Origin of the sequence: Thauera sp. SWB20 (assembly GCF_000831325.1) — a bacterium.
Lineage (GTDB): Bacteria > Pseudomonadota > Gammaproteobacteria > Burkholderiales > Rhodocyclaceae > Thauera > Thauera aminoaromatica.
This window is the reverse complement of the sequence record NZ_JTDM01000016.1, coordinates 19,828-41,638: the sequence shown is the minus strand read 5'-3', so window position 1 is coordinate 41,638 and position 21,811 is coordinate 19,828. Positions and strand designations below refer to the sequence as shown.

General features: G+C 67.2%; 24 protein-coding genes and 2 pseudogenes. 8 read left to right on the top strand and 18 right to left on the bottom strand.

Annotated features, from left to right (window positions below; translation table 11 throughout):
• Positions 1-15 precede the first annotated feature (15 nt).
• From tnpC to PO78_RS07685, 3 genes are all read left to right on the top strand, one after another.
• On the top strand, positions 16-1,569 hold the full coding sequence (gene tnpC, locus PO78_RS07695; RefSeq protein WP_114649551.1) for an IS66 family transposase: 1,554 nt from the start codon (positions 16-18) through the stop codon (positions 1,567-1,569).
• A complete protein-coding gene (locus PO78_RS07690; RefSeq protein ID WP_043743033.1) occupies positions 1,569-2,078 on the top strand; it encodes a hypothetical protein in 510 nt (169 codons plus the stop codon). Before tnpC ends, PO78_RS07690 begins: the two co-directional genes overlap by 1 nt.
• A 68-nt stretch (positions 2,079-2,146) precedes the next feature.
• Entirely contained in the window at positions 2,147-2,761 is a 615-nt protein-coding gene (locus tag PO78_RS07685) for an AAA family ATPase (RefSeq protein WP_197068747.1), read from the top strand.
• Between the two features lie 6 nt (positions 2,762-2,767).
• Here the strand turns inward: PO78_RS07685 and PO78_RS07680 are convergent, their stop codons facing one another.
• From PO78_RS07680 to PO78_RS07660, 5 genes are read right to left on the bottom strand one after another with little or no spacing between them, the layout of a single operon-like run.
• Positions 2,768-3,037 (bottom strand): hypothetical protein, encoded by a 270-nt coding sequence (locus PO78_RS07680; RefSeq protein WP_043743031.1) that lies wholly within the window; start codon positions 3,035-3,037, stop codon positions 2,768-2,770.
• Complete coding sequence (locus PO78_RS07675; RefSeq protein ID WP_043743028.1) at positions 3,024-3,500, bottom strand: putative molybdenum carrier protein; 477 nt, start codon at positions 3,498-3,500, stop codon at positions 3,024-3,026. The genes PO78_RS07680 and PO78_RS07675 overlap by 14 nt, the downstream gene beginning before the upstream one ends.
• Positions 3,497-3,913: a hypothetical protein gene (locus tag PO78_RS07670; RefSeq protein WP_043743025.1), complete on the bottom strand. Its 417-nt coding sequence runs from the start codon at positions 3,911-3,913 to the stop codon at positions 3,497-3,499. The genes PO78_RS07675 and PO78_RS07670 overlap by 4 nt, the downstream gene beginning before the upstream one ends.
• Positions 3,910-4,554: a hypothetical protein gene (locus PO78_RS07665; RefSeq protein ID WP_043743021.1), complete on the bottom strand. Its 645-nt coding sequence runs from the start codon at positions 4,552-4,554 to the stop codon at positions 3,910-3,912. Before PO78_RS07665 ends, PO78_RS07670 begins: the two co-directional genes overlap by 4 nt.
• A gap of 17 nt (positions 4,555-4,571) precedes the next feature.
• The gene (locus PO78_RS07660) at positions 4,572-5,225 is read right to left on the bottom strand and encodes a hypothetical protein (RefSeq protein ID WP_043743018.1); all 654 of its coding nucleotides are present in this window, start codon (positions 5,223-5,225) and stop codon (positions 4,572-4,574) included.
• A gap of 143 nt (positions 5,226-5,368) precedes the next feature.
• Between PO78_RS07660 and PO78_RS07655 the strand changes: the two genes are divergently transcribed.
• A complete protein-coding gene (locus tag PO78_RS07655) occupies positions 5,369-5,608 on the top strand; it encodes a helix-turn-helix domain-containing protein (RefSeq protein WP_011806687.1) in 240 nt (79 codons plus the stop codon).
• A gap of 728 nt (positions 5,609-6,336) precedes the next feature.
• Here PO78_RS07655 and trfA read toward each other — a convergent pair.
• The 8 genes and pseudogenes from trfA to PO78_RS07625 all read right to left on the bottom strand — a co-directional run bounded on the left by trfA (position 6,337) and on the right by PO78_RS07625 (position 13,796).
• A complete protein-coding gene (trfA, locus tag PO78_RS22195; protein WP_212591743.1) occupies positions 6,337-7,209 on the bottom strand; it encodes a plasmid replication initiator TrfA in 873 nt (290 codons plus the stop codon).
• 35 nt (positions 7,210-7,244) lie between these two features.
• Complete coding sequence (locus PO78_RS22190; RefSeq protein WP_058133021.1) at positions 7,245-7,457, bottom strand: helix-turn-helix transcriptional regulator; 213 nt, start codon at positions 7,455-7,457, stop codon at positions 7,245-7,247.
• Positions 7,458-7,858: 401 nt separating this feature from the next.
• Positions 7,859-9,202 carry a metal-dependent hydrolase family protein gene (locus PO78_RS07650; RefSeq protein WP_043743014.1) on the bottom strand — a complete coding sequence of 448 codons (1,344 nt, stop codon included), beginning with the start codon at positions 9,200-9,202 and terminating at the stop codon, positions 7,859-7,861.
• Between the two features lie 89 nt (positions 9,203-9,291).
• Complete coding sequence (gene def, locus PO78_RS07645) at positions 9,292-9,816, bottom strand: peptide deformylase (protein ID WP_012586046.1); 525 nt, start codon at positions 9,814-9,816, stop codon at positions 9,292-9,294.
• Positions 9,817-9,837: 21 nt separating this feature from the next.
• Positions 9,838-10,686 (bottom strand): annotated as a pseudogene (locus PO78_RS07640) (DMT family transporter); the annotation flags it as partial.
• A gap of 53 nt (positions 10,687-10,739) precedes the next feature.
• Complete coding sequence (locus PO78_RS07635) at positions 10,740-11,150, bottom strand: GtrA family protein (RefSeq protein ID WP_043743011.1); 411 nt, start codon at positions 11,148-11,150, stop codon at positions 10,740-10,742.
• A gap of 934 nt (positions 11,151-12,084) precedes the next feature.
• A pseudogene (locus tag PO78_RS23335) lies at positions 12,085-12,789 on the bottom strand (glycosyltransferase family 39 protein); the annotation flags it as partial.
• Entirely contained in the window at positions 12,786-13,796 is a 1,011-nt protein-coding gene (locus PO78_RS07625) for a glycosyltransferase family 2 protein (protein WP_012586047.1), read from the bottom strand. The pseudogene PO78_RS23335 and the gene PO78_RS07625, both read right to left, overlap by 4 nt.
• Positions 13,797-13,979: 183 nt before the next feature.
• Between PO78_RS07625 and PO78_RS07620 the strand changes: the two genes are divergently transcribed.
• The 3 genes from PO78_RS07620 to PO78_RS07610 all read left to right on the top strand — a co-directional run bounded on the left by PO78_RS07620 (position 13,980) and on the right by PO78_RS07610 (position 16,442).
• Positions 13,980-14,894: a ChbG/HpnK family deacetylase gene (locus PO78_RS07620; RefSeq protein ID WP_012586048.1), complete on the top strand. Its 915-nt coding sequence runs from the start codon at positions 13,980-13,982 to the stop codon at positions 14,892-14,894.
• Positions 14,895-15,053: 159 nt separating this feature from the next.
• Positions 15,054-16,010 (top strand): tRNA glutamyl-Q(34) synthetase GluQRS, encoded by a 957-nt coding sequence (gene gluQRS, locus PO78_RS07615; protein ID WP_082047706.1) that lies wholly within the window; start codon positions 15,054-15,056, stop codon positions 16,008-16,010.
• 9 nt (positions 16,011-16,019) lie between these two features.
• On the top strand, positions 16,020-16,442 hold the full coding sequence (locus PO78_RS07610; RefSeq protein ID WP_043743008.1) for a CoA-binding protein: 423 nt from the start codon (positions 16,020-16,022) through the stop codon (positions 16,440-16,442).
• A gap of 46 nt (positions 16,443-16,488) precedes the next feature.
• Here the strand turns inward: PO78_RS07610 and clsB are convergent, their stop codons facing one another.
• The 3 genes from clsB to PO78_RS07595 form a co-directional block, all read right to left on the bottom strand.
• Entirely contained in the window at positions 16,489-17,643 is a 1,155-nt protein-coding gene (gene clsB / locus PO78_RS07605; RefSeq protein WP_004314433.1) for a cardiolipin synthase ClsB, read from the bottom strand.
• Positions 17,643-18,392 (bottom strand): endonuclease/exonuclease/phosphatase family protein, encoded by a 750-nt coding sequence (locus tag PO78_RS07600; protein ID WP_004314434.1) that lies wholly within the window; start codon positions 18,390-18,392, stop codon positions 17,643-17,645. Before PO78_RS07600 ends, clsB begins: the two co-directional genes overlap by 1 nt.
• 153 nt (positions 18,393-18,545) lie before the next feature.
• Positions 18,546-19,475 (bottom strand): LysR family transcriptional regulator, encoded by a 930-nt coding sequence (locus PO78_RS07595; RefSeq protein WP_043743004.1) that lies wholly within the window; start codon positions 19,473-19,475, stop codon positions 18,546-18,548.
• A 109-nt stretch (positions 19,476-19,584) separates the two neighbouring features.
• On the opposite strand from PO78_RS07595, the gene PO78_RS07590 reads away from it, so the two are divergent.
• Positions 19,585-20,016, top strand: coding sequence for a PaaI family thioesterase (locus PO78_RS07590; protein ID WP_004314437.1), 432 nt, complete (start codon positions 19,585-19,587; stop codon positions 20,014-20,016).
• 83 nt (positions 20,017-20,099) lie between these two features.
• Here the strand turns inward: PO78_RS07590 and nadA are convergent, their stop codons facing one another.
• Both nadA and PO78_RS07580 read right to left on the bottom strand, forming a co-directional pair.
• Positions 20,100-21,200, bottom strand: coding sequence for a quinolinate synthase NadA (gene nadA, locus PO78_RS07585; RefSeq protein ID WP_043743002.1), 1,101 nt, complete (start codon positions 21,198-21,200; stop codon positions 20,100-20,102).
• Between the two features lie 117 nt (positions 21,201-21,317).
• Positions 21,318-21,770 carry a rhodanese-like domain-containing protein gene (locus PO78_RS07580; RefSeq protein ID WP_004314441.1) on the bottom strand — a complete coding sequence of 151 codons (453 nt, stop codon included), beginning with the start codon at positions 21,768-21,770 and terminating at the stop codon, positions 21,318-21,320.
• Between the last annotated feature and the right edge of the window lie 41 nt (positions 21,771-21,811).

Here is a 21,811-nt window from a genome sequence, read left to right as displayed (position 1 = left end):
GCATGCTCATGGCCCATGAACCTGCCTGCCCCGATCGATCGCGCCAGCCTGCCCACGGAGGTTGCTCCGCTGCAGGATCTGGTGCTCGAGCTGGGGCAGCAGATGCAGGCGATGCGTGCGCAGTTCGACGCCCAGCTCGATACCCTGCGTCACCAGTTGGTCGAGCTGCGGCGGCGCCTGTTCGGGCCGCGCAGCGAGGTGATCCACCTCGGGCAGGCAGAACTGTGGTCCGACCCAGTACAGTTCCCTGTGCCGGCCGAGGAGCGGCGCGAGGTCGGCGCTCACACCCGGCGCAAGGGCGGGCGGCCGGCGATCAGCCCGGATCTGCCGCGCCGGCGCGTCGAGCACGACCTCTCCGATGCCGAGAAGGCCGGCTACGCCTCGCTCGAGCGCATCGGCGAGGAGGTCTCGGAGTTGCTCGAGTACATCCCCGCCCGGCTCGAAGTGATCCAGAACGTGCGCCTGAAGTACCGCTGCGAGAGCGCCGACGGCCGCAGTACCGTGCGCACTGCTACGGCCCAGGGCTCGCCGCTGCTCAGGAGCAACGCCGGCGCCGGGCTGCTCGCCCACGTGATGGTGTCGAAATACCTCGATCACTGCCCGCTGGCGCGACAGTCGCGGATCTTTGCGCGCCAAGGCGTTGCCCTGTCACGTCAGACGCTGTGCGACTGGGTGCTCGATGCGACCGAGTTGCTCGCCGTGTTGATGCCGGCCCTGCAGCGCCACGTACTCTCGAGCCCGGTGATCTTCACCGACGACACCACGCTGGCCCTTCAGGCCCCCGGCAAGACGATCACCGCCCGGATGTGGGTCTATCTGGCCGGCGGGCAACAGAAGGACGATGAGGGTCAGTGGCACAAGGTGGCTCCGGCCGCCCTCTACGACTTCACGGCCGATCGATCCGGGACGCATCCGCGCCGGATCCTGGGCGCGTGGCGCGGCTACCTGCAGGCCGACGACTACAGCGGCTACCACGCCAGCTTCCGCGAGGGCGTCACCCATGTGGCGTGCTGGGCGCATGTGCGGCGCAAGTTCTTCGATGTGATCAAGGCCGCCCCCAAGGGGGCGCCGCCCGGGCTGGCCGATGACGCGTTGCGCTTCATCGGGCTGATCTACCGCATCGAGCGTCGCCTGGCCGAGGCCGACCCGGACGTACGCCTGCGCGTGCGCCAAGGGCGCACCCGGCGGGTGCTGACCGCGTTCCACCGTTGGCTCGCCCATCACCAGCCGACGCTGCTGCCGCGCTCGCCGCTGGGACGTGCGTTTGCCTACGCGCTGTCGAACTGGACAGCGCTCACCGTGTTTGCCGACAGTGGCCTGCTCGCGCCGGACAACAATACCGCCGAGCGGGCGATGCGGCCGGTGGCGATCTCGAGGAAGAACTGGCTGTTTGCCGGAAGTCCACGTGGCGGACGGGCCGCCGCCGTGGCACTCTCGCTGATCGAGACGGCGCGGTTGAACGGCATTGAGCCCTACGCCTACCTGAAGGATGTGCTCACGCGCCTGCCCGGCCACCGCATGGACCGGCTCGACGAACTGCTGCCGATGAACTGGAAGCCCGCGCCCTGATGGATCCCGCCACCCTCGAAGCCCTCAACCGCGCAAGCTCGCTCGAACTGTTCCACCTGTCGCGCGTGATCGAGCGTCTGATGTCGGATCCGTCGCGGATCGTGCAGATCCGGCTGCATCTGAACCTGGGGAAACGGGTGCGTTTCGTGGACGGGAAAGCCCCGGGTGCCGCACTGCAACTGCGAAGCGGCACCGTGGTGGCGATGAAGGACACTCAAGTCACGGTGCAGGACGACGCCACCCGTGCGACCTGGACGCTGCCCTATGCAGCGATCGAACTCCCTGCCGACAGCCGCGCCGCGCCTCAGGTGCCAACCGCCAAGCCCGCCCAACGTCCCACCCGCGAGGACTTCCGCGTCGGCGATCGCGTCAGCTTCGAGGATCGCCATCTGCAGACGCGCATCGGCACCATCGTGCGCATCAATCAGAAGACGGCCAGCGTCGACTGCGAGAACGAGCCCGGCTGGCGCGTGTCGTTCGGACTGCTCAGGCACGTCGTCGACCTCTGAAGCCCTCGGCACCGCCGGGGAACGGGGTCGCTCGGACGGTTACCGTGCTACCGTTCCGGGTCTTCGACATGGCGAGTACGCAATCAAGTTCGCCGCTCGCCGGTTCCGAATCATTTTGGAGCAATTCCGAGCCAGGCCAGCTCTTTGAGCTGCTGGCCTACCAGCCACTGGCCAACCCGGTGGTGGCGCTCGATGAGCTGGATAAGGCCAGCAACGGGCGACCGCAATACGACCCGCTGGCCGCGCTCTATACCTTGCTGGAACCGCGCAGTGCGCGAGATTTCATCGACCTGTCGATCCGCGACTTTGCCATCGACGCCAGTCATGTGAATTGGATGGCGACCGCGAATGAGCTGGAGGCGATTCCGGGGCCGCTACGCTCACGGCTGACGGTGTTGCACATTCAACCGCCCAGGCCGGAGCAGGTCAGAAGCATTGCGCAGTCGATTTACAACCGACTCCGCGACGAGTCGAGCTGGGGTAACGCCTTTGCCGAGCGACTGGATGATGATGTCCTGTCCCGTCTGCAAGCCTTGCCACCGCGCAGTGTGCGTCTGGTTCTGCAGCGGGCTTTGGGTTCGGCAGCTCGTGATGACCGAGGAATCGTCCAGGTGCAAGACATCAGACCGCTGGTCGAGATCAGCCGCCGTGGCGTTGGCTTTGTCAGCGAGGGATGGAATTGAGGTTGCTCAGCGTTGTCCGGATAGCCAGGCCGCACCGGCGGCCAGTGCATCGGCCTCGCAGGGGTAAGTGGTCGATGGGCCGCTGATGATGCAGGGTTCGGTTTCGCCGTCGCCTTCCACCGTCCACAGCTCCCAGGTTCCATCGTTTTTCCAGCTGGGGATGGCGGTGTAAGGTTTGTCTTTCAGCGCAGCCAGCGCGGCATCCACTTCGGGGCGAATCTGCAACTCACCCGAGTAGATATAGGGTGTCGCGCAGCGGGCATCAGATCGGCTCATGTTCCTTGCTCCAGAAAAGCTCCAGTAGCGCGCTCGCCTGCAGGTAAATACCGGGGTTGCGCGCTTCACTCGGGCCAGCAATGTTGAGAATAGTGACGGGATGGCTAAGCAACCAGTCTTGCCATGCAGCCAACAGCTCTTCTGTAGGGGCATGCAAATCGCACAGTAGCAGCGGCTTGCCGTGTCCCGTCGCCAGATCGCGAGTGAGCAAGCTGCCACCTTCCAGTCTGCCTCGGTAAATGATCAGCGTAGCATCCGCATCCAGCACATTGCACTTGGTGCGCTGACGATAGCCGCTGGATTCGGTTTCCTGCAGCTGGTAGCGCGCATCCAGGACGCCATCAGCGGCCCGTCGGCCTGCCGGGCACCAGCCGCCGTGCGGAATTTGCCGGGCAATGGCGAAATCCAGCGCTGCCCGGTCTACGCCGGTTTGGCCGCCGGAGAGGATGCGCTGAATGCTCACCCTTGCTCCGTTGCGGCGACCGTGCAGACCAGCTGTACTTCATCATTGGGCTGATCTGCCGAGAGCTGGCCTATGCGCTCGCGCGCGCTGATGAGGTTGAGCTGCTTGCGCGCCTGCTGCAGGCTGCGCTTTTCAATCACCGCTGTATAGCTTGCACCCAGCTCACCATCCGGGTCGATGAACAGCTCGATGCGCTGCACCGGCAACCCGAACACCGTGAAGCTGCGCGTCGGCACCAGCGACCAACTGCCGGGAGCATTGGGTGCAATACCGTCCAGCATGTGCAGCGGCAAGGTTTGACGGCATTCCACGGCGGCGGCGATGGCCGGCTCAATGCGCAACCAGTGATCGATATCTGGTGCTTGGCCGTCCATCAGCACAAGCGGCAGGGCGGCAAGTAGCAGTGCGTTCATCCCTTGATGTTCCTGATCCAGAAGCGACGGTCATCGATCGTGAAATTGGAGTCATAGCCGACCAGCGTCAATAGCGAACCCACATAGTAAAGGCCGAACTGATTCATCAACCAGCGTTCCATCGCCGGGTCACTGGGCAACTTGCTGTACGGCGGGGTTGGGCCGTCGGTGCGAACCTGGCCGCTGGTTTTTCCGGAGATGGAAAAGCTCTTCCAGGTGAGCACGAAATTGTTCGACTGTTTCGGCAACTCCGGTGCACATAGCGACAGATTGCTGAAGCGCTCGGAACGCTTGGCGTCGTGCCACAGCACGGCGTCAAAGCGAATGCAATCACTGGCTTTGAGCGTAAGGCTACGGGTCAGCGTCATCTGATCAGCCGGAATTTGCAGATTGCTGATCACTACCTTGGGCCACTCCGGGGCGCGACCGTCGGTAGACAGATTCTGGCGCAAGGCGTTATGCAGTGGAGTCCCCAGCACGCTGTTGCGGTTTGCCGCGCCTGCAGGCGTAGCCGCTTGCGCCAGACTGGTTCCAATGGAGTGTCCTAGTCCGTTCAGGGAATCCAGCGCCCCCTGCATGTCGGTTGTGGCACAACCCGTCAATACAAAAGGCAGAAGCAGCAAGCTCCGGTAGTGTTTCATCGCAGTTCCTCGCGAGGTTATCCGTTGAAGAGGGCGTTGAGCCTGGCACACCAGGTTTCCGCCGCCCGACGGCTCATGGGAAAGCTGAGCAGTGGTTGTTGCGGATCGGCGGTTTGCAGCTCGACGGCGAAGTCCTTGGCGCGTACCGTGCGCTCGAAGGTCGGCACGCTCATGCCGCTGGCGTTGACCTGACGGCTGCCGCCGTTCATCTCCATGCTCTCGACCTCGCGCCAGGTCATCTGCCAGCCGAGCAGCCAGGAGAAGTCGTGCAGTTTGTATGCGTCATTGACCACATCGCAGGCCGCGATCTTGCGATTCTGGGAGTCAAAAACAAGGAATGCCGGCGCGGGATAACCCAGGAGATGTCCAGCATCGAATGACAGCCCATGCTGGGTGTTGATTCTGGTGACAAGGGCCTGGCAGCGGGCCTGCAGACGCGCCAGAAATCGGAAGGACAGCGCGAAGAGTGCCAGCGAAATCAGCAGATAGAGCATCAGCTCACTGGTCAACAGCCCCCAAAGCGATGTCTGTGACAGGCGCGCAGGCCCCACGCCGAACATCGCCAGTACAAGAATCAGCGTAAGACCAGCGGCAGCGAGACCTGAAAGCCCAGCCACAGGAACTGCCAGCGCCGCCGCTCCCATCCCCGCAGTCTTCCAGACGCTTGCCATACGTCATTTCCTCCATTTTGTTACTTATAGAGGCCATTTTATGGCGCCTGCATTCAATTGTCACTCATAGTGCGGGTACTTATCGGGCGTAGCCCTATAGAGGGGGTACTCATAGAGTCATTTCTCTTTAAGAAGAGAGAAATATGGCCCTTGATCCCCGACTACGCTTCGGCCTGAAGCTGATAGAAATCAGAAAGACCAGAGGGTGGTCGCAAGAACGCCTAGCACTGGAAAGTGGCTTGGCACGCAGCTATCTGGGGGGGGTTGAGCGTGGGCAGCGCAACATCGCATTGCTCAACATCTTCAAGCTGGCCGAGGCGCTGGGGGTGGAGCCTTCTGTTCTGCTGGAAGCACCGGCTGCCGGGCAGGAGCCTGCACCGTAACATCGTAACGCTACGTTATCGTAACGTTACGATGTCATCTGAAAGGGACGGGTGGGCTCCGGCCAGGCCCACCGAAGGCATATTGGAAACAGCCGACCCCAAGTAGCCCATCAGGCATTTGAAAAATGCGAGTAGCCCCAGCAAGGGAGCCGGTGGGGAACTCGCTTGCGAGTTATCCACGGGCGGACGCGCAGCGACCGGAGGGAGCGAAGGCTTCTTTTGGTTAAAGAAATGGTTAAAAAGAAGGTTAGCGGCTTTGCTGGTGAAGTTAAATTTTCATTTAAAACAGTAGGTTACGATGGAATTTGATCTGTGTGAGATGGGCCATCTGTCACGTTTTCATGGGTCATTTGTCACGCTTTTATGGGTCATCTGTCACGCTTTTGAGTTTCAAAATTTATGCCGGCCCAAAATTTCATGGGTCATCTGTCACGAAAATCCACGTTTTTTCAGACATGCTGATGGCGGTCGAGCAGTTATCCACAGACGACCTATCAAGAGCCGCAAGATCGCTGGGTAAGCAGCTCGAAACCGTGACAGATGACCCATAAACTGCAAAACCAACATGGGTCATCTGTCACGCTGCATGGGTCATCTGTCACGAGAAATGGCATCCAAACGTTGTTTCTGTGGATAACTTCGAGTCGCCACTCCGAGGAAAATTTCCGGACTCAATAAAGCCCGCAATTGCGGGCCTAGAAGAAAAGTGTCAAGCTGCTTTTTTCGGATTACCCGTCCCCACAGCAGATGTAGTCATCGCTGGATAGAAAAGCTATCTTGGCAATCTGGGCGGCTTGCACCTCAGCGCATGCCTTTCTTACGGTTCGTCGCCAATCGGCTATGTCTTTGTTGTTTGACCCGCACATGGCGCGAAACCTTGTTAGAGCCAAGGGGTACGGATGCCTGTGGCTTTCAATGTAGTCTGCCAAGCGCCTCGCGACCGGCGACAAGCCCCGGTAGGCAGTCCAAGAATGGCTGGTAAACGTATTGCCAGCAAACAAATAAATTAAGTTGGGATTCATCCAGACTCGATAGTGGGTTGGCTTACCATGCTCGTCGTTGAGCACTATGTAGTTCTGGATGAGTGAAATCGCACCGCTCCTTCCATACGCTTTACTGTTGAGCGCCAGAACTTCACTGGCCTTCAGACGGCTGATGCACTCACGGGCCTTATCGTAATAGCGGCCATTTTTGTGCCAACCGACGTCCGCCACCAAGTTTTTGACGGAAAATTCGAACGGCTCACCGAGCGCCACCTTTTGGGCATAGTTCAGGATTTGCAGCCACACGAGTTCGTCATCTTCTGCGCGGAGTTCGATGCCTGTGTAGAGAATTGAAATGTGCTCGTTGTAATGGAATAGTGTTTCGTGCATGAACGCCCGGCGCGGCACTCGCTTGTTGCCAACAGTAAACAGAGATGATCTTGCGTAGTCATTGGGGATGTGCCGCAGGTCATCTCTGTTTTCCATTGAGTTCGGAAAGATCAGGTCGAGCTGGAACTGCCCGGTTGGAGAGATGCCTCTACTGCTGAGGTAAGCCGAACGTCGCAGTCGATCAATCTGTCCATCAAGAGCTGCGGCTTTTCCTAGGCTGCGCATCATCGACCCCTGCCTTCTGGCCTGCGGAATCGCGGCGATCAGGGATAGACAGCGTTGTTGCTGACAGCGCGGGCGGCAGCGGCCTTCTGTTCGAGCCACGCATCAATCTCGTGCTCAAGCCAGCCGACGACTCTTTTGTTAAGCTGGACGGATACTGGGAATGTCGGATCATCGCGAGTGATCCGCCAGAGCGTTACGTCATTGATGCCGCCAAGCTTTTCGCAGACGGCCTTGCGGCGTAGAATTTTCACTGTCCTTACCTCCTGCACATTGAAAGTCAGTGCAGGAAGTTTCAGGTAGTGACCCAGGAGCGGTCACGGACTCCCAGAAGGGAATTTTTGCGACAAAAAATCCGAAGGTGACGAAGCGGCCTGAACAAACGATAAAGAGGCCTCGCTTCGTACAGCAACGATCAAAGTGTATATATAAGTGACTACAAAGTGAGGCAAAGCAAGGGTAATACCACATCTAGCAACGCTTTGCGGCCGCATTTTTTGTTTAACGTCTGACCGGCGCCCCCTTCGGCGTCGAGGAAGTCGGCGGAGGCTGGCGGCTGTGCGCCCGCCGTCGGCGGCAGCGCAATGGTGACCGGCGCCACCATGCCGGCACGGATGAGCAAACTCGAACGCATGGGGGGCAGCGAAGGCGCCGCTCAGGGCAGCAGGTTCTTGTAGATGCGCCCGTTCTTCATGATGAGGACGAAGCTCGACTCGGGACGCTTGATGAGCGACAGGTCCGCCGTCGGGTCGCCATCGACAAGCAACAGGTCGGCGAGCGCGCCCTCGGCGACGACCCCGAGCGGCTTGCGATACGGGTTGCGCTCGCCGGTAAGCTCGAGCAGGGCGCCGTTGTGGCCGGTCGCGATCTGCAGGACCTCGCCGGGGGGATACCAGCGCTCGAGCGAGACCAGGCGTGCGTTCTGCACCTCTCCGTTGTCCCCCGAGAACAGGATGTCGGTGCCGAAGGCCACCTTCACCGCGTGCTTGCGCGCCAGCGCGTAGGCGCGATCGGTGCCGGCCGCCACCATCAGTTGCTTGACCCGGTTGGCCCCGGCCTGCGGGTTGGCGAGCTCGTTGTCGAGGAAGGGCTGGAGCGACCACCAGATCCCCTTCTGCGCCATCAGCCTGACCGTCTCCTCATCGACCAGCTGGCCGTGCTCCACCGCCTTGACCCCGGCCTCGATGGCGACCTGAACCGCACGGCTGGTGTAGGCGTGCACCGTAACGTAAGTGCCCCAGTTCTCTGCCGCAGCCACTGCGGCGCGGATCTCGTCCTGGGTGTATTGGGTGGCGTCGATCGGGTCGTAGATCGACGTCACCCCACCGCCAGCCATCAGCTTGATCTGCGTCGCGCCGAGCATCAGCTGTTCGCGGGTGCGCCGCAGCACCTCGTCGGCGCCATCGGCAATGGCGGCGGTGCGGGTAAGTTCGGTATGACTGAGACCCTGGCTGGCGGCGCGCGGCACCTCGTGCGGCAGACGGAAATCGCCATGGCCGCCGGTCTGCGAGATCATCGCGCCCGACGGGAAGATGCGCGGCCCGGGGAAACGCCCCTCCTCGATCGCACGCCGCAGGCCCTGCACCGGCCCGCCCATGTCGCGCACCGTGGTGAAGCCGCGCATGAGCGTCGCCTCGGCGACCTGCGCCGCACGCAGATTGGTATAGCCGACGTCGCTGGTCATCGCATCGACCAGCTTCTGGCCGATCAGCATCGAGTGCCAGTGCGCATCGATCAGGCCGGGCATCAGCGTGCGGCCCCCGCCGGCGACACGCGTCAGGTCGGCGTCCGCGGGCGGCGCGATCGGCGCCGCCGAGATGGTCTGGATGGTGTCGCCCACCACCAGCACGTTGACCGGCGAGCGGCCCCGCTCGCTGCTCCTGCCGTCGAAGACGAAGACATTCTCGAACAGGACGGCCTTGTCCGCCGCATGCGCCAGCGACAGCCACAGCGATGCGAGCACGACGACCCCGCAACCGAGACAGGTTTTCAGCCTCATCGGACGACCCCTCTGGACGTGATCGAAACAATCATCAGGATAGCAGTCCGGGCCGCCACCCCCGTCCTGGGGATAAAGCCAGGCCTTGGCTATCCCTGCAGCTCCGGAAACAGCACGTCCGTAAACCCGAAGCGGCGGAAATCCCGCACCCGCATCGGATACAGCACGCCGGCGAGGTGGTCGCACTCGTGCTGCACCACGCGCGCATGGAAGCCCTCGGCGAAGCGCTCGATCGGCTCGCCCGCGGGCGTGTAGCCGGTGTAGCGGATGCGTGTGGCGCGCGGCACCATGCCGCGCAGGCCGGGCACCGACAGGCAGCCCTCCCAGCCCTCCTCGCGCTCTTCCGTGAGAGGAACGATCACCGGGTTCAGCAGGATGGTGCGCGGCACCGGCGCGGCGTCCGGGTAGCGCTCGCTGCGCTCGAAGCCGAAGATCACCACCTGCAGGCCGACGCCGATCTGCGGCGCGGCCAGGCCCACACCGCCGTGCGCGGCCATGGTGTCGAACAGGTCCTCGATGAGCGCGGCGAGCGCAGGCGTGCCGAATTCGCCGACCGGCGCGGCCGGCTGCAGAAGGCGCGCATCACCCATGCGCAGAAGGGTACGGACAGCCATGGAATCTCTCTCCCCGATCGTTCAGCCGCGCCCGCCGAAGAGGCCGCGGATCCACGCCCAGCGGCTCACCACGAGGGCAAGGAAGATCAGCCCGCAGCCGGCGAGTTGCAGCGTGCTCATGGTCTCGGCGAACCACCACGCCGCGGCGAGCGCGGTCCACACCGGCTCGAGCATCATGATCAGCGCCGCATGGCTGGGCGTGGTCAGGCTCTGGCCGTGGAGCTGGAGCAGGAAGCGCAGCGTGGTGGCGAGCAGCGCGCTCGCGAGCAGCCAGCCGAGCACCGGCGCGCTCCAGGCCTGCGGCCAGGTCTCGATCAGCAAGGCCGGCGGCAGCACCAGCACGCCGACGGCGAGCATCTGCACCACGCTGAGCGCGCGCACCGGCACGTTGCGCACGATGTGCGAATTGACGTTGAACATGAGCGCGAACACCAGCGCCGCGCCGAGGAAGAACCACTGCCCGAGCTCGACCTCGAAGCCGCCGTCGAGCGACAGGCAGGCGAAGCCGGCGAGTGCGAGCGGCAGCGCGAACCAGGTGCTCGCCGGCGGACGGTCGCCGAAGAACAGGCGCGCGAACACCGGCACCATGACGATGCCCATGCTGGAGATGAACGAGGCTTCGCCGAGGTGGCTGCTGTGCGACAGGCCGAGGATCCACAGCACCATGCCGCCGGCGAACAGCGCGCCGACGAGCAGGCTGTTGCGCAGTCCGCGCCGATCGAGCGCGCGCAGCTGCGGCAGCGAGAACAGTGCCAGCACCAGCCCGGCGATGGCGAAGCGCAGGCCGATGAAGATCAGCGGCGGCATGCCGGTGAGCGCCTCCTTGGAGAAGATCCAGCCCGCCGCGGCGATCAACGTGGTGAGCACGAGCAGGAGGTCGGCCTCGAGGCGATGCGGCGGCGTACCGGCGGGAGCCTGTGCGCTCATCGGCTCTCCGTGTCGCGCCGGCCGCGGCGGAAGGTCCACAGGGCGTTGCCGGCGTAGTGCCACAGCAGCAGCAGCGCGGTCGTCAGCACCTGGGCGAGCAGGTAGTGCAGGCCGAGCAGCTCCATGAAGAGACTCATCAGCAGCGTCGTCCACGCCAGCCCGGCCAGCGCCACGGCGAAGAAGCGCGGCAGGGCCTGGGCGTGGCTGCGCGTGGACGCGAACACCAGCCGGCGCGCGAGGGCGTAGTTGACCAGCGCGCCAAGCATGAATCCGGCGATGGCCCCCACCAGCGGCGGCGCATCCGCGCCCTCCACCAGCGCGAGCAACAGCGCGTAGTGGGCGAGCGTACCCACCACCCCCACCGCGGCAAAGCGCAGGAAGCGCGCGCATCCGCCGGACGGGCTCATCGGGGCCGCCGCTCCTCGCCAACCAGCGCGCGCCGATCCTTGACCACCGCCAGCACCAGCCCCGCACGCTCGACCTGCGCCACCACGCGGCCCCGCATGGCCTCGTCGCAACCCATGTGGGTGGGGGAGAGGTAGAAGTCCGCCCCCCACCAGTCGCGCGTCGCGCGCAACCCGGGCGCGAGCCACACCTGGGCTTGCAGCGGCTCGGCGCACACGGCCACGGAATAGTGTCGCCCTGCCCCCCCTCCACACGCGCGACCAGGGCGTTGAGGGCGTGCACCGCCTCGCGCAGGCTGCTCGCCCAGTAGTCCTGCTCCCAGCGCCCGACCGCCCCCTGCACGCCGCCCGCGAGGCGGTTGTAGGCGAGATACTCGTAGGGATGCAGGCGGGCGAGCTGGCCGAGTTGGCCGAGGACCGCCAGGGCGCACGCGCCCAGCACGGCGCGGCGCAGCAGCGGCGGACGGACGCTCAGGCCGTGCCATGCGCGCACGAGCCCCATGCCCGCCAGCACCGCCAGTGGCGGCAGCACGAAGCTGAAATGGCGCAGCCCGTTGTACAGCGGCGGCGCCGCAAGCAGGGTGTAGACGAGCGGGAACAGCGCTGCCAGCACCACCGGCAGCCACGGCAGGGCCGCGCGCAGGGCCTGCTCGCCAGCGAGCGCCGGCACGGCGCGCACGCCGAGCAGCAGCGCGAGCGCGAGCCCGGCGAGGAAAAGCTCCGGCAGGCGCACCAGCAGGTAGGCCGCGAGGTAATGCCCCGGGACCTCGCCGACGTTCATCACGCGCCCGGCCAGCACGGTGTCGAGCTCGAAGCTGAAATGCGAGAACGCGCGCATCGCCGTGAGCACGTTACCCGGCTCCATCGCCGCCCACGGCCAGAACAGCGCGCCCAGCGCCAGCGCGATCGCCGCCGCCGGCAGCAGCGCCAGCACGCCGCGAAGCAGGAAACGCACCCGCCCGCCCGGCTGCAAGGCCGTCGCCGCGAGCACGCCGACGCCAAGGTAGAACACCGCGAACACCGCACCGATGCGCAGGCCGAAGGCGCAGCCGAGCGCCACACCCAGCCCCGCGAGCACGCGCCACGGCGGCGCGGGAAGCGTGTCGAGCACGCGCACGCTGAAGTACAGCGCCCACAGCATCGTGGTGGCGAAGGGGATGTCCTTGGTGTGGGTGAACATCGCGCCCGACCACGAGCCGGTGATCGACAACAGCACGAGCGCCGCCAGCCCCGCCCACTCGCCCGCGAGCCGGCGCGCGAGCAGCCAGGTGCCGGCCAGCCCGAGGAGACCGAAGACGGCCGAGATCAGGTGGCGCAGGTCCCACAGCGCCGGCCCTTCGGCCACCCCGGCGCGGTCGAAGGCCGCCGCGAGGAGGTCGAAGAAGCCCCCGTAAAGATAGAGGTTCTTGTATTCGAAGGCCTGGCGGTCGGCGAAGCCGGAGGCGTAGAAGTCGAGCAGCAGGCGGCCGTAGACATGCTGGACCTCCTCGTCGTTGCTGATGCCGTGCTGGTCGAAGGTGAGCAGCACGAACACCCCGGCCAGCGCCAGCACGGCGAGGGCGAGCCCGCGCGCGATCGCGCCATGCGCCCCGACGGATGCCGCCGCGGCCGGCGCACCCGCCGTCCCGCCTGGCGGGATCATCGATCGCGCTCCGGCCTGCGTTCGAAGCCGAGCCGTTCCGACACCAGGAACAGCGGCCGGCCCTTGACCTCGGTGAAGATGCGCCCCACGTACTCGCCGAGCACCCCCAGGCTGATGAGCTGGATGCCGGACATGAACAGCCCCGACACCATCAGCGACACGTAGCCGGGCAGGTCGATGCCGAACAGCATCGTGCGCAGCACGAGGAAAAGTCCGTACAAGCCCGAGAGCCCCGCCATCATCAGGCCGATCACCGACCAGACCCGCAGCGGCAGGGTGCTGAAGGCGGACAGGCCGTCGATCGCATAGCGCAGCAGGCGCAGCATCGACCACCCGGAGACGCCGCCGGCGCGCTGCGCGGGCTCGAACTCGACCACCTCCTGGCGGAAGCCCACCCAGCTGGTGATCCCCTTCATGAAGCGGGTGCGCTCGGGCAGGCTGTTGATCGCGTCGACCACCGCGCGATCGAAGACGCGGAAGTCGCCCCCGCCCTCGGCGAGCTCGACCTCGGAGACCTTGCTGAAGAAGGCGTAGAAGCCGCGAGTCAGCTTGCGCCGCAGCCAGGGATCGGTGACGCGCGAGCGCCGCACTGCGGTGACCATCATCGCCCCGCCACGCCAGCGCGCAAGCATCTCGGGGATCAGCTCGGGCGGATGCTGCAGGTCGCCGTCCATCAGCACGATCACGTCGCCCCCAGCCGCCTGCAGCCCGGCGGCCATCGCCGCCTCCTTGCCGAAGTTGCGCGCGAAGCGGATCGCCTTGAGGTGGGGGTCACCCGCGCACAGGGCGGCCACGCGGGCATAGGTGTCGTCGCGGCTGCCGTCATCGACGCAGACGATCTCCCAGTCGGACAGCTCCAGCGCCGCAAGCACCTGCGACAGGCGCCGATGCAGCGCCTCCACCGTTTCGCCCTCGTTGTAGAGCGGGACCACGACCGAGAGTCGGGGGTGTGCCGAGGAGGCGGGCGGCACATGGGGGTGGGCATCGAGCGAGTCGGAGTGCGACACGATGGAACAACCGGCGAGTGGGCTCCGCAGCCGGAGCGAAGGCGTCCACGATAAACCATTCGCGCCCTGCCCGGCGCGCCCGGAGCACGGCTGGCTCGCAGGGACGGGCAACGCCGCACGGACTGCACCGCGGGAGGACCGGGTGCGGGATACTGCGGGCTTTCCGCCCGCAGCGCCGATCACATGCAAGCCCCCTCCCGCCCTGCCGCTCCAGGCACCCGTCCGATCGTGGTGTGCGCCGACGACTACGGCCTCGCCCCCGGTGTCAGCGAAGCCATCGCCGCGCTCGTCGAGACCGGCCGGCTGTCGGCCACGAGCTGCATGAGCGCGCTGCCCGACTGGCGCCGCGCCGCGCCGCCGTTGCGCGCACTGATGACACGCGCGCCGGCCGACGTCGGCCTGCACCTGACCCTGACCGACCAGCCTCCGCTCAGCGCCGCGGCACGGCGGGCCTGGGGCGAGCGCCTGCCGCCGCTCGGCCGCCTGCTCGCCGCCGCCCTCGCCCGCCGCCTGCCGGCGGACGCCGTGGCGGACGAGATCCGCGCCCAGTTCGACGCCTTCGAGGACGCCTGGGGCGACGCACCCGACCATGTGGACGGCCACCAGCACGTGCATGTGCTGCCTGGCGTGCGCGAAGCGCTGATCGCCGAGCTGCTGCGCCGCCACCCGCGCGGCCGCGTGTGGGTGCGCGACTGCGTCGAGCCGCCGCTGCGCTGCCTGCGACGCCGCGAGGCGGTGGACAAGGCCTGGTTCATCTCCGCCCTCGGGCGCGGGCTCCACCGCCGCCTGCGCGAGGCCGGCCTGCCCTGCAACGCGGGCTTCAGCGGCCTGCATGATTTTTCCACGGAGCGCCCGTTCGCGCCGAAGATGCGCCGCTTCCTCGCCGCCACCGGCCCGCGCCCGCTGGTGCACGTACACCCCGGCCGGGTGGACGCCGCGCTGCGCGCCTGCGATCCGCTCACCACCCCGCGCGAGGCCGAGCTCGCCTACCTCGCCTCCACCGAGTACCTCGCCGACCTCGCCGCCGCCGGCCTGCATCCTGCGCGCTTCGCGGCGTTCGATGCACTCGATGGCGGGACGACCACTCCGCCCCCCTGACGCAATCCACCGCAGCCGGGGCTTAGGCTCCGGATACCGCGCCGCAGCCACCCTTGGCGCGAGACGCCGCCGAACGGGTCGGCGGCCTCGAATGTCGGTCCCGCGAATCTGGCCGCCGCGCGTTGCACAAGCGCCCGCCCGGTCGATACGATCCTCGCCATGCAGCAGCCCCTCCCTTCCCCCTGCCCCGGTACAGGCCACCCCGCCGCCCCCTGCGTCGGTCGCTACGTCGGCCGCTTCGCCCCCTCGCCCAGCGGCGCGCTGCACTTCGGCTCGCTGGTCGCCGCGGTCGGCAGCATCCTGGATGCGCGCGCCCACGGCGGACGCTGGCTGCTGCGCATCGAGGATGTCGATACCCCGCGCACGGTCCCCGGCGCTGCCGAGGGCATCCTCGCCACGCTGGAACGCTTCGGCTTCGACTGGGACGGCGCGGTCGTGCGCCAGAGCGAACGCGGCGACGCCTACGCGGCCGCGCTCGCGCGCCTGTGCGCCGCCGGCCTCGCCTATCCCTGCGCCTGCACCCGACGCGAACTCGCCGACCAGCCGCTCGCGCGCGACGGCTCGCGCCGCTACCCGGGCACCTGCCGCGGCGGCCTGCCGCCGGGGCGCGCGGGCCGCGCCTGGCGCGTGCGTGCGGAAGGGGTGGTGCGTTTTTGCGACGCGGTACAGGGCGAGCAGGAGATCGACCTCGCCGCCGACGCCGGCGACTACGTGGTCAAGCGCGCCGACGGGCTCTTCGCCTATCAGCTCGCCGTGGTGGTGGACGACGCCGAGGCGGGCGTGACCCACGTCGTGCGCGGCGCCGACCTGCTCGATTCGACCGCGCGTCAGATCCACCTGCTCGGCCTCCTCGGCCAGCCGGTGCCCGCCTACGCCCACCTGCCGCTGGCCACCAACGCCGCGGGCGAGAAGCTCTCCAAGCAGACCCTGGCGCGCGCGATCGACGCGCATCCGCCGCAGGTCGCCCTGATGGCCGCGCTGCGCTTTCTCGGCCACAATCCACCCGACATGCTCGCCACCGCGCCGCTCGCCGAAACGTGGGCGTGGGCGCGGGCCCACTGGTCGCTCGCTGCCGTGCCGCGCCGCCGCCAGGCGGTGGCCGACGGCTTCTCCTGAGGAAACCCCATGCATCCGAACGACATCAGCACGCAACCCGAGGCCATCCGCGGCCTGCTGCAGCAGGCGCGCACGATCGCCGTGGTCGGCATCTCGGCCAAGCCGGATCGCCCCAGTCACGAGGTCGCGCACTACCTGCAGCGCGCCGGTTACACCATCGTCCCGGTCAACCCGGCCTACGGGGAGGTGCTTGGTCAGAAGTGCTATCCCAGCCTGCACGAGGTGCCGGGCAAGATCGACATCGTCGACGTGTTCCGCAAGCCGGCAGACGTGATGGCGGTGGTGGACGAGGCCATCGCCGTGGGCGCCGGCAGCGTGTGGCTGCAGCTCGGGGTGATCGCGCCCGCAGCCGCGGAAAAGGCTGCCGCTGCCGGATTGAAAGTGGTGAGCGACCGCTGCACCAAGATCGAGCACCGCCGCCTGATCGGCTGAAGCCGAGCACGCCGCGCCCGACATTCGCGCCGGCGTCGTCGCGAACTCAGTGTGCGCCGCCGTAGCCGGCGATGCCGATCGCCAGGCGCACGAGCTGGTAGGCGAGCCAGCTCAGCCCGCGGCGCAGCAAGGGCAGGCGCCGCCAGTCCGAACGCCGGAGTTCACGCGCGCCGGCGCACAGCGCCGTCTCCAGGCTCGCGCGCAGTTCCGCCGCGAAACCGCGATCGTCCACGAAGACGTTGGCCTCGCGCGCAAGGAGCAGGCTGAAGGCGTCGATGTTGCTCGAACCGACGGTGGCCCACTGGTGGTCGATGACCGCCACCTTGGCGTGCAGATGGCTGCGGTGGTATTCGAACAGGCGGATGCCGGCGTCGAGGAAGATCGGATACAGCGCGCGCGTCGCATACACCTGCATCGGGTGATCGGACACGCCCTGCAGCAGCAGGGTCACCCGCACGCCGCGCCGCGCAGAGTCGATCAGCGCCTGGCGGAAGCGCCGCCCCGGGAAGAAGTACGCATTGGCGAGCACGATCTCCTCGCGCGCGCCGGCAATCGCATCGAGATAGGCCTCCTCGATCGCATGGCGGTGGCGCAGGTTGTCGCGCACTACGAAAGCGGCGCGGATCGAGCCCGCCGCGTCGGTCAGCGGCGGCGCCAGCAGCGGCTGGGCGGCGCGCCTGCGAAAGCTCGCCCACGCCACCAGCCGCCACAGGCGCTGCGCCGAGGCCACCACCGGCGCGAGCACCGGCCCCTCGACGCGCACCGCGTAGTCGTAGCGCGGGTGCGGCAGCGCGCCCGCATCGAAGTCGTCCACCACGTTGATGCCACCGACGAAGGCCACGCGGCCGTCGATCGCCACCACCTTGCGGTGCAGCCGGCGCAGGCGATGGCGGCGCAGCGACAGGGTACGCAGCTCGCGGCGGTAGATCAGCACCTGCACGCCGGCCTCGCGCAGGCGCGGCATCAGCCGCGAGACGAAGCTGCGCCCGCCGAAGCCGTCCACCATCACCCGCACCGCGACCCCGCGGCCCGCCGCGCGTGCGAGTGCAGCGGCGATGCGCGCGCCGGTACCGTCGTCCTCGAAGATGTAGCTCTGCAGGAAGATCTCGCGCTCGGCACGGTCGATCTCGGCTTCCAGCGCCGGGAAGTACTGCTCGCCGTTCTCCAGCAACGCGACCGCGTTGCCCGCGAGGAACTGCATCAGCCCACCGGCTCCAGGTCGGCGGTCAGTGCCGCATGGTCGGAGATGCGCGCCCACGGCGCGCCGTAATGCACCTGCGCCTGGCGCACGCGGAAGCCGCGCACGTAGATGCGGTCGAGGCGGAAGAAGGGCAGCGTGCTCGGGTAGCTGCGCGCCGGTCGCCCGCGTCCGCTGCCGAAGGCCTCGGCAAGCCCGAGCCGGCGCCCGAGCAGGTCGTCGGCGCGGTTGCGCCAGTCGTTGAAGTCGCCGGCGATGATCAGCGGCGCGTTGCCCGGGGCGAGCTCTTCCATGCGCTCGGCGAGCGCCTCCATCTGGCGCCGCCGGCTGCCCGCCATCAGGCCCAGATGCACGCACACGCAATGCACCGGCACGTCGAACTCGGGCAGCTGCACCTCGCAGTGAAGCAGGCCGCGGCGCTCGAAGCGATGGTCGGAGACGTCCTGGTTGGCAGTGCTGAGGATGAGGTGGCGACTCAGGATCGCGTTGCCGTGGTGGCCATGGTCGTAGATCGCGTTGCCGCCATAGGCGATCTGCTGCCAGGCGTCCTCGGCGAGGAACTCGTGCTGAGGCAGCGCGGGCCAGTCGGGGTGGCGTGCCGGATGGCCAAGGTGCAGGCCCTGCACCTCCTGCAGAAAGACGAGGTCGGCATCCAGGCTGCGCAGGCGGTCGCGCAGCTCATGCACCACCATGCGGCGGTTGAACTGCGAGAAACCTTTGTGGATGTTGTAGGAGCAGATACGCAGGGGCATGAGCGGAGGCGACTCCGGCCGGGGTGAAGGCCACGCGACATCATATGCGGGCGGGAAGCGGATGTTAAAGCCTCCGGCGCACGATCGACGGCACGGCTTCGTCGGCCGCCCGCCCCGGCTCGCCACCTTTCGCCGAGGCTTTCACCGCCTGTCTCACCCGCCCACACCCGCGGCGCAGGCCCACGACGGCAGCGGCTGCAGCCGCTGCTGCAACGCATCCATGAAGACGCGCACCTTGGATACCCCCACCCTGCCCGGCGTGTAGCAGGCGTACAGGTCGCGGCCGGCGTCGAACGCGGGCTCCCAGCCGTCGAGCACGGTGCGCAGGCTGCCGGCCTGCAGCGCCGGCTCGCACAGGTAGGCGGGCAGGATGGCGATGCCGTGGCCGGCGAGGACCGCGTCGAGCGTGCAATCGAGGCTGTCGAAACGGACGCGGCTGCGCACCGCAACGCGGGCCTGCGCGCCAGCCGCGGCGACCAATCCCCAGGGGGCGGCGCCGATCGCGGGGTGGCCGATGCACGCATGCTGCGCCAGCTCGGCCGGCTCGCGCGGGCTGCCGTGGCGCTCGACATAGGCGCTCGCCGCGCAGAGCACCCAGCGCAGGCGCAGCAGGTGGCGCGCGACCGCATCCTCCGGCGGCCGCGCGGTCATGCGCAGCGCGAGGTCGATGCGGTCGTCCACCAGGTCGACCAGGCGGTCGGTGAGCACCAGCTCGATCTCCAGCCCGGGGTTCGCCGCCGTGACGACGGGCAGCAGGGGCGCGACGAAGTGACGCCCGAAGGCGAGCGTCGCGCTCACCCGCAGCGTGCCGCTCGGGCGCTCGCCGAGGTTGCGCACCGCGATCTCGCTGCTGTCCACGGCCTCCAGTGCGCGCGCCGCGTGGCGCAGGAACACCTCCCCGGCGGGGGTGAGGACGAGCCGCCGGGTGGAGCGCTCGAAGAGGGCGGCGCCGAGGCGGCGTTCGAGCTCGGCGACCTGCTTGCTGACCTGGGCGCGCGTGCAGCCGAGCGTGCGCGCAGCGGCCGCCATGCTGCCGCCCTCGACCACGCGGACGAAGCTCTCCCAGGCCGGTAACCAGTTCATGTCAATGATCCGTTGACGCAACGAACAAGATTATCGACTTATCCGGAAGCAATAAGAAGACTATCCTCATCAACGCTTTCCATTGCGAGTCTTCATGAAGGAGCCCCAGATGAGCGCACTGCGTCCCGAAGTCAGCATCCACACCCTGAACGAGGCCGGCGGCGAGTACCTGCCCGGCTACCTCGGCATCGAGATGCTGGCGCTCGACGAGCGCCGGCTGAACAGCCGGATGCCGGTAAAGAAGCTGCACGCGGCACCGAACGAGTTCCTCCACGCCGCAAGCGTCGTCGCGCTGGCCGACACCACCTGCGGCTACGCGACCATCGCCCACCTGCCCGCGGGCGCGGACTCCTTCACCACCATCGAGCTCAAGAGCAACCACCTGGGGACGGTGCGCGAGGGCGCGATCGCATGCAGCGCGACCGCCCAGCACCTCGGACGCACCACCCAGGTGTGGGACGCGACCGTCACCGACGAGGCCAGCGGGCGGGTGATCGCGCTCTTCCGCTGCACGCAGATGGTCCTCTGGCCGCGCGGCTGAGGCGGCTACGGCGCCCGGTGGACGCAACGGGGGCGCCCCCTCGCGGGAGACGCCCCCGGTTCTTGCGAGCGCGGATCGCGTGTTCAGGACACCGCGAGCATGCGGTCGAGCGCGATGCGCGCGAGCTCGGCCTCGTGCGCGGGCACCTTGATCTGATTCACCACCTTGCCCTCGGCGAGGTTCTCCAGCGTCCACGCCAGGTGTTGCGGGTCGATGCGCTGCATGGTCGAGCACATGCACACCGTGGGCGCCATGAACTGCACCACCTTGCCCTGCGGCTTCATCTCCTCGGCGAGGCGGCTCACCAGGTTGAGCTCGGTGCCCACCAGCCAGTGCGTGCCGGGCGGCGCCTGGGTGATGGTGTTGAGGATGAACTCGGTGGAGCCGACGTAATCGGACTTCTGACACACCTCGAGCATGCTCTCGGGGTGGGAGATGACGAAGCCGTGCGGGTGCTTCTCGCGCCAGCGGTCGATGTGCACCGGCTGGAACATCTGGTGCACCGAACAGTGCCCCTTCCACAGCAGGATCTTCGCCTTGCGGATCTGCTCGGGGGTGAGGCCGCCGTACTCGAGGTCGGGGTCCCACACCACCATCTCGTCGAGCGGGATGCCCTTCTTGAAGCCGGTCCAGCGCCCGAGGTGCTGGTCGGGGAAGAACAGCACCTTCTCGCGCTTGGAGAAGGCCCAGTCGAGGATGGTCGGCGCGTTGGTCGAGGTGCACACGATGCCGCCGTGCTCGCCGCAGAAGGCCTTGAGGTCGGCCGCCGAGTTGATGTAGGTGACCGGGGTGATGAGCTCGTCGGGCTTTCCGAGCACCTCGGCGAGCTCGCGCCAGCAGCGCTCGACCTTGGCCAGGCTCGCCATGTCGGCCATCGAGCAGCCGGCGGCGAGGTCGGGCAGGATGGCGATCTGGCTGGGCTTGGACAGGATGTCGGCGACCTCGGCCATGAAGTGCACGCCGCAGAACACGATGTACTCGGCATCGGTCTGCGAGGCCAGGCGCGCGAGCTTGAGCGAGTCGCCGGTGAGGTCGGCGTGCTGGTACACGTCGGCGCGCTGGTAGTGGTGGCAGAGCAGCACCGCCCGCTCGCCGAGGCGTGCGCGGGCGGCGCGGATGCGCTCCTGCGCCTCGTTGTCGGCGAGCACGTTGAAGCGGTCGAAGCTGATGGTGGAGACTTGCATTGTTTCGGTATCCGGATCCGTTGGGAGGGGGCAATCCCGGGGTTGCGGGCGTCGGACCCCGCATGCCGCCGCGGGTTCGACCGCGGCGGGCGGGGCCGGGTAAGGATTTGTTGCCGCTCAGCCCTGGTACCAGGGCAGGCCGGCGAGGCGCCAGCCGCCAATGCGGTTGCGCTGGTTGTTGGCGTCCTTGTCGCCTTCGAAGCCTTCGAGCACGTTGTAGCAGTTGGCGTAGCCGTTGGCGCCGGCGAGCCGCGCGGCGGAGTCCGAGCGCACGGCGGAACGGCACAGGAACAGCACCAGCGCCTCGGGGTCGACCTGGTGCTTCAACTGGGCGAGGAAGTTGGGGTTCTCCTGCATCGAGGGATAGCTCTTCCACTCGATCTCGATCGCGCCGGGCACGCGCCCCACCCAGTCGAGCTCGGCGCGCGTGCGCACATCGACCAGCTTGGCACCGGGGGCGAGCTGCATCACCTGCCAGGTTTCGGCGGGGGTGAGCGCGCCCTGGTAGGGCAGCCCGAGGCTTTCGGCGCGCTCGTGGGCGAGCGTCAACAGTTCCGACAGGGTTCCCATGCGAACATCCGTCTAAAATGAGGGCGGTCGAAGTATAGCGC

Coding starts and splice junctions, on each gene's coding strand:
- PO78_RS07690 (WP_043743033.1), top strand. CDS start 1,569: ATGGATCCCGCCACCCTCGAAGCCCTCAACCGCGCAAGCTCGCTCGAA.
- PO78_RS07670 (WP_043743025.1), bottom strand. CDS start 3,913: ATGAACGCACTGCTACTTGCCGCCCTGCCGCTTGTGCTGATGGACGGC.
- PO78_RS07600 (WP_004314434.1), bottom strand. CDS start 18,392: ATGCCCCTGCGTATCTGCTCCTACAACATCCACAAAGGTTTCTCGCAG.
- PO78_RS07595 (WP_043743004.1), bottom strand. CDS start 19,475: ATGAACTGGTTACCGGCCTGGGAGAGCTTCGTCCGCGTGGTCGAGGGC.
- PO78_RS07590 (WP_004314437.1), top strand. CDS start 19,585: ATGAGCGCACTGCGTCCCGAAGTCAGCATCCACACCCTGAACGAGGCC.
- PO78_RS07665 (WP_043743021.1), bottom strand. CDS start 4,554: ATGAAACACTACCGGAGCTTGCTGCTTCTGCCTTTTGTATTGACGGGT.
- def (WP_012586046.1), bottom strand. CDS start 9,816: ATGGCTGTCCGTACCCTTCTGCGCATGGGTGATGCGCGCCTTCTGCAG.
- nadA (WP_043743002.1), bottom strand. CDS start 21,200: ATGCAAGTCTCCACCATCAGCTTCGACCGCTTCAACGTGCTCGCCGAC.
- trfA (WP_212591743.1), bottom strand. CDS start 7,209: ATGATGCGCAGCCTAGGAAAAGCCGCAGCTCTTGATGGACAGATTGAT.
- PO78_RS07610 (WP_043743008.1), top strand. CDS start 16,020: ATGCATCCGAACGACATCAGCACGCAACCCGAGGCCATCCGCGGCCTG.
- PO78_RS07620 (WP_012586048.1), top strand. CDS start 13,980: ATGCAAGCCCCCTCCCGCCCTGCCGCTCCAGGCACCCGTCCGATCGTG.
- PO78_RS07660 (WP_043743018.1), bottom strand. CDS start 5,225: ATGGCAAGCGTCTGGAAGACTGCGGGGATGGGAGCGGCGGCGCTGGCA.
- PO78_RS07635 (WP_043743011.1), bottom strand. CDS start 11,150: ATGAGCCCGTCCGGCGGATGCGCGCGCTTCCTGCGCTTTGCCGCGGTG.
- PO78_RS07680 (WP_043743031.1), bottom strand. CDS start 3,037: ATGAGCCGATCTGATGCCCGCTGCGCGACACCCTATATCTACTCGGGT.
- gluQRS (WP_082047706.1), top strand. CDS start 15,054: ATGCAGCAGCCCCTCCCTTCCCCCTGCCCCGGTACAGGCCACCCCGCC.
- PO78_RS07580 (WP_004314441.1), bottom strand. CDS start 21,770: ATGGGAACCCTGTCGGAACTGTTGACGCTCGCCCACGAGCGCGCCGAA.
- PO78_RS07650 (WP_043743014.1), bottom strand. CDS start 9,202: ATGAGGCTGAAAACCTGTCTCGGTTGCGGGGTCGTCGTGCTCGCATCG.
- clsB (WP_004314433.1), bottom strand. CDS start 17,643: ATGCAGTTCCTCGCGGGCAACGCGGTCGCGTTGCTGGAGAACGGCGAG.
- tnpC (WP_114649551.1), top strand. CDS start 16: ATGAACCTGCCTGCCCCGATCGATCGCGCCAGCCTGCCCACGGAGGTT.
- PO78_RS07685 (WP_197068747.1), top strand. CDS start 2,147: ATGGCGAGTACGCAATCAAGTTCGCCGCTCGCCGGTTCCGAATCATTT.
- PO78_RS07655 (WP_011806687.1), top strand. CDS start 5,369: ATGGCCCTTGATCCCCGACTACGCTTCGGCCTGAAGCTGATAGAAATC.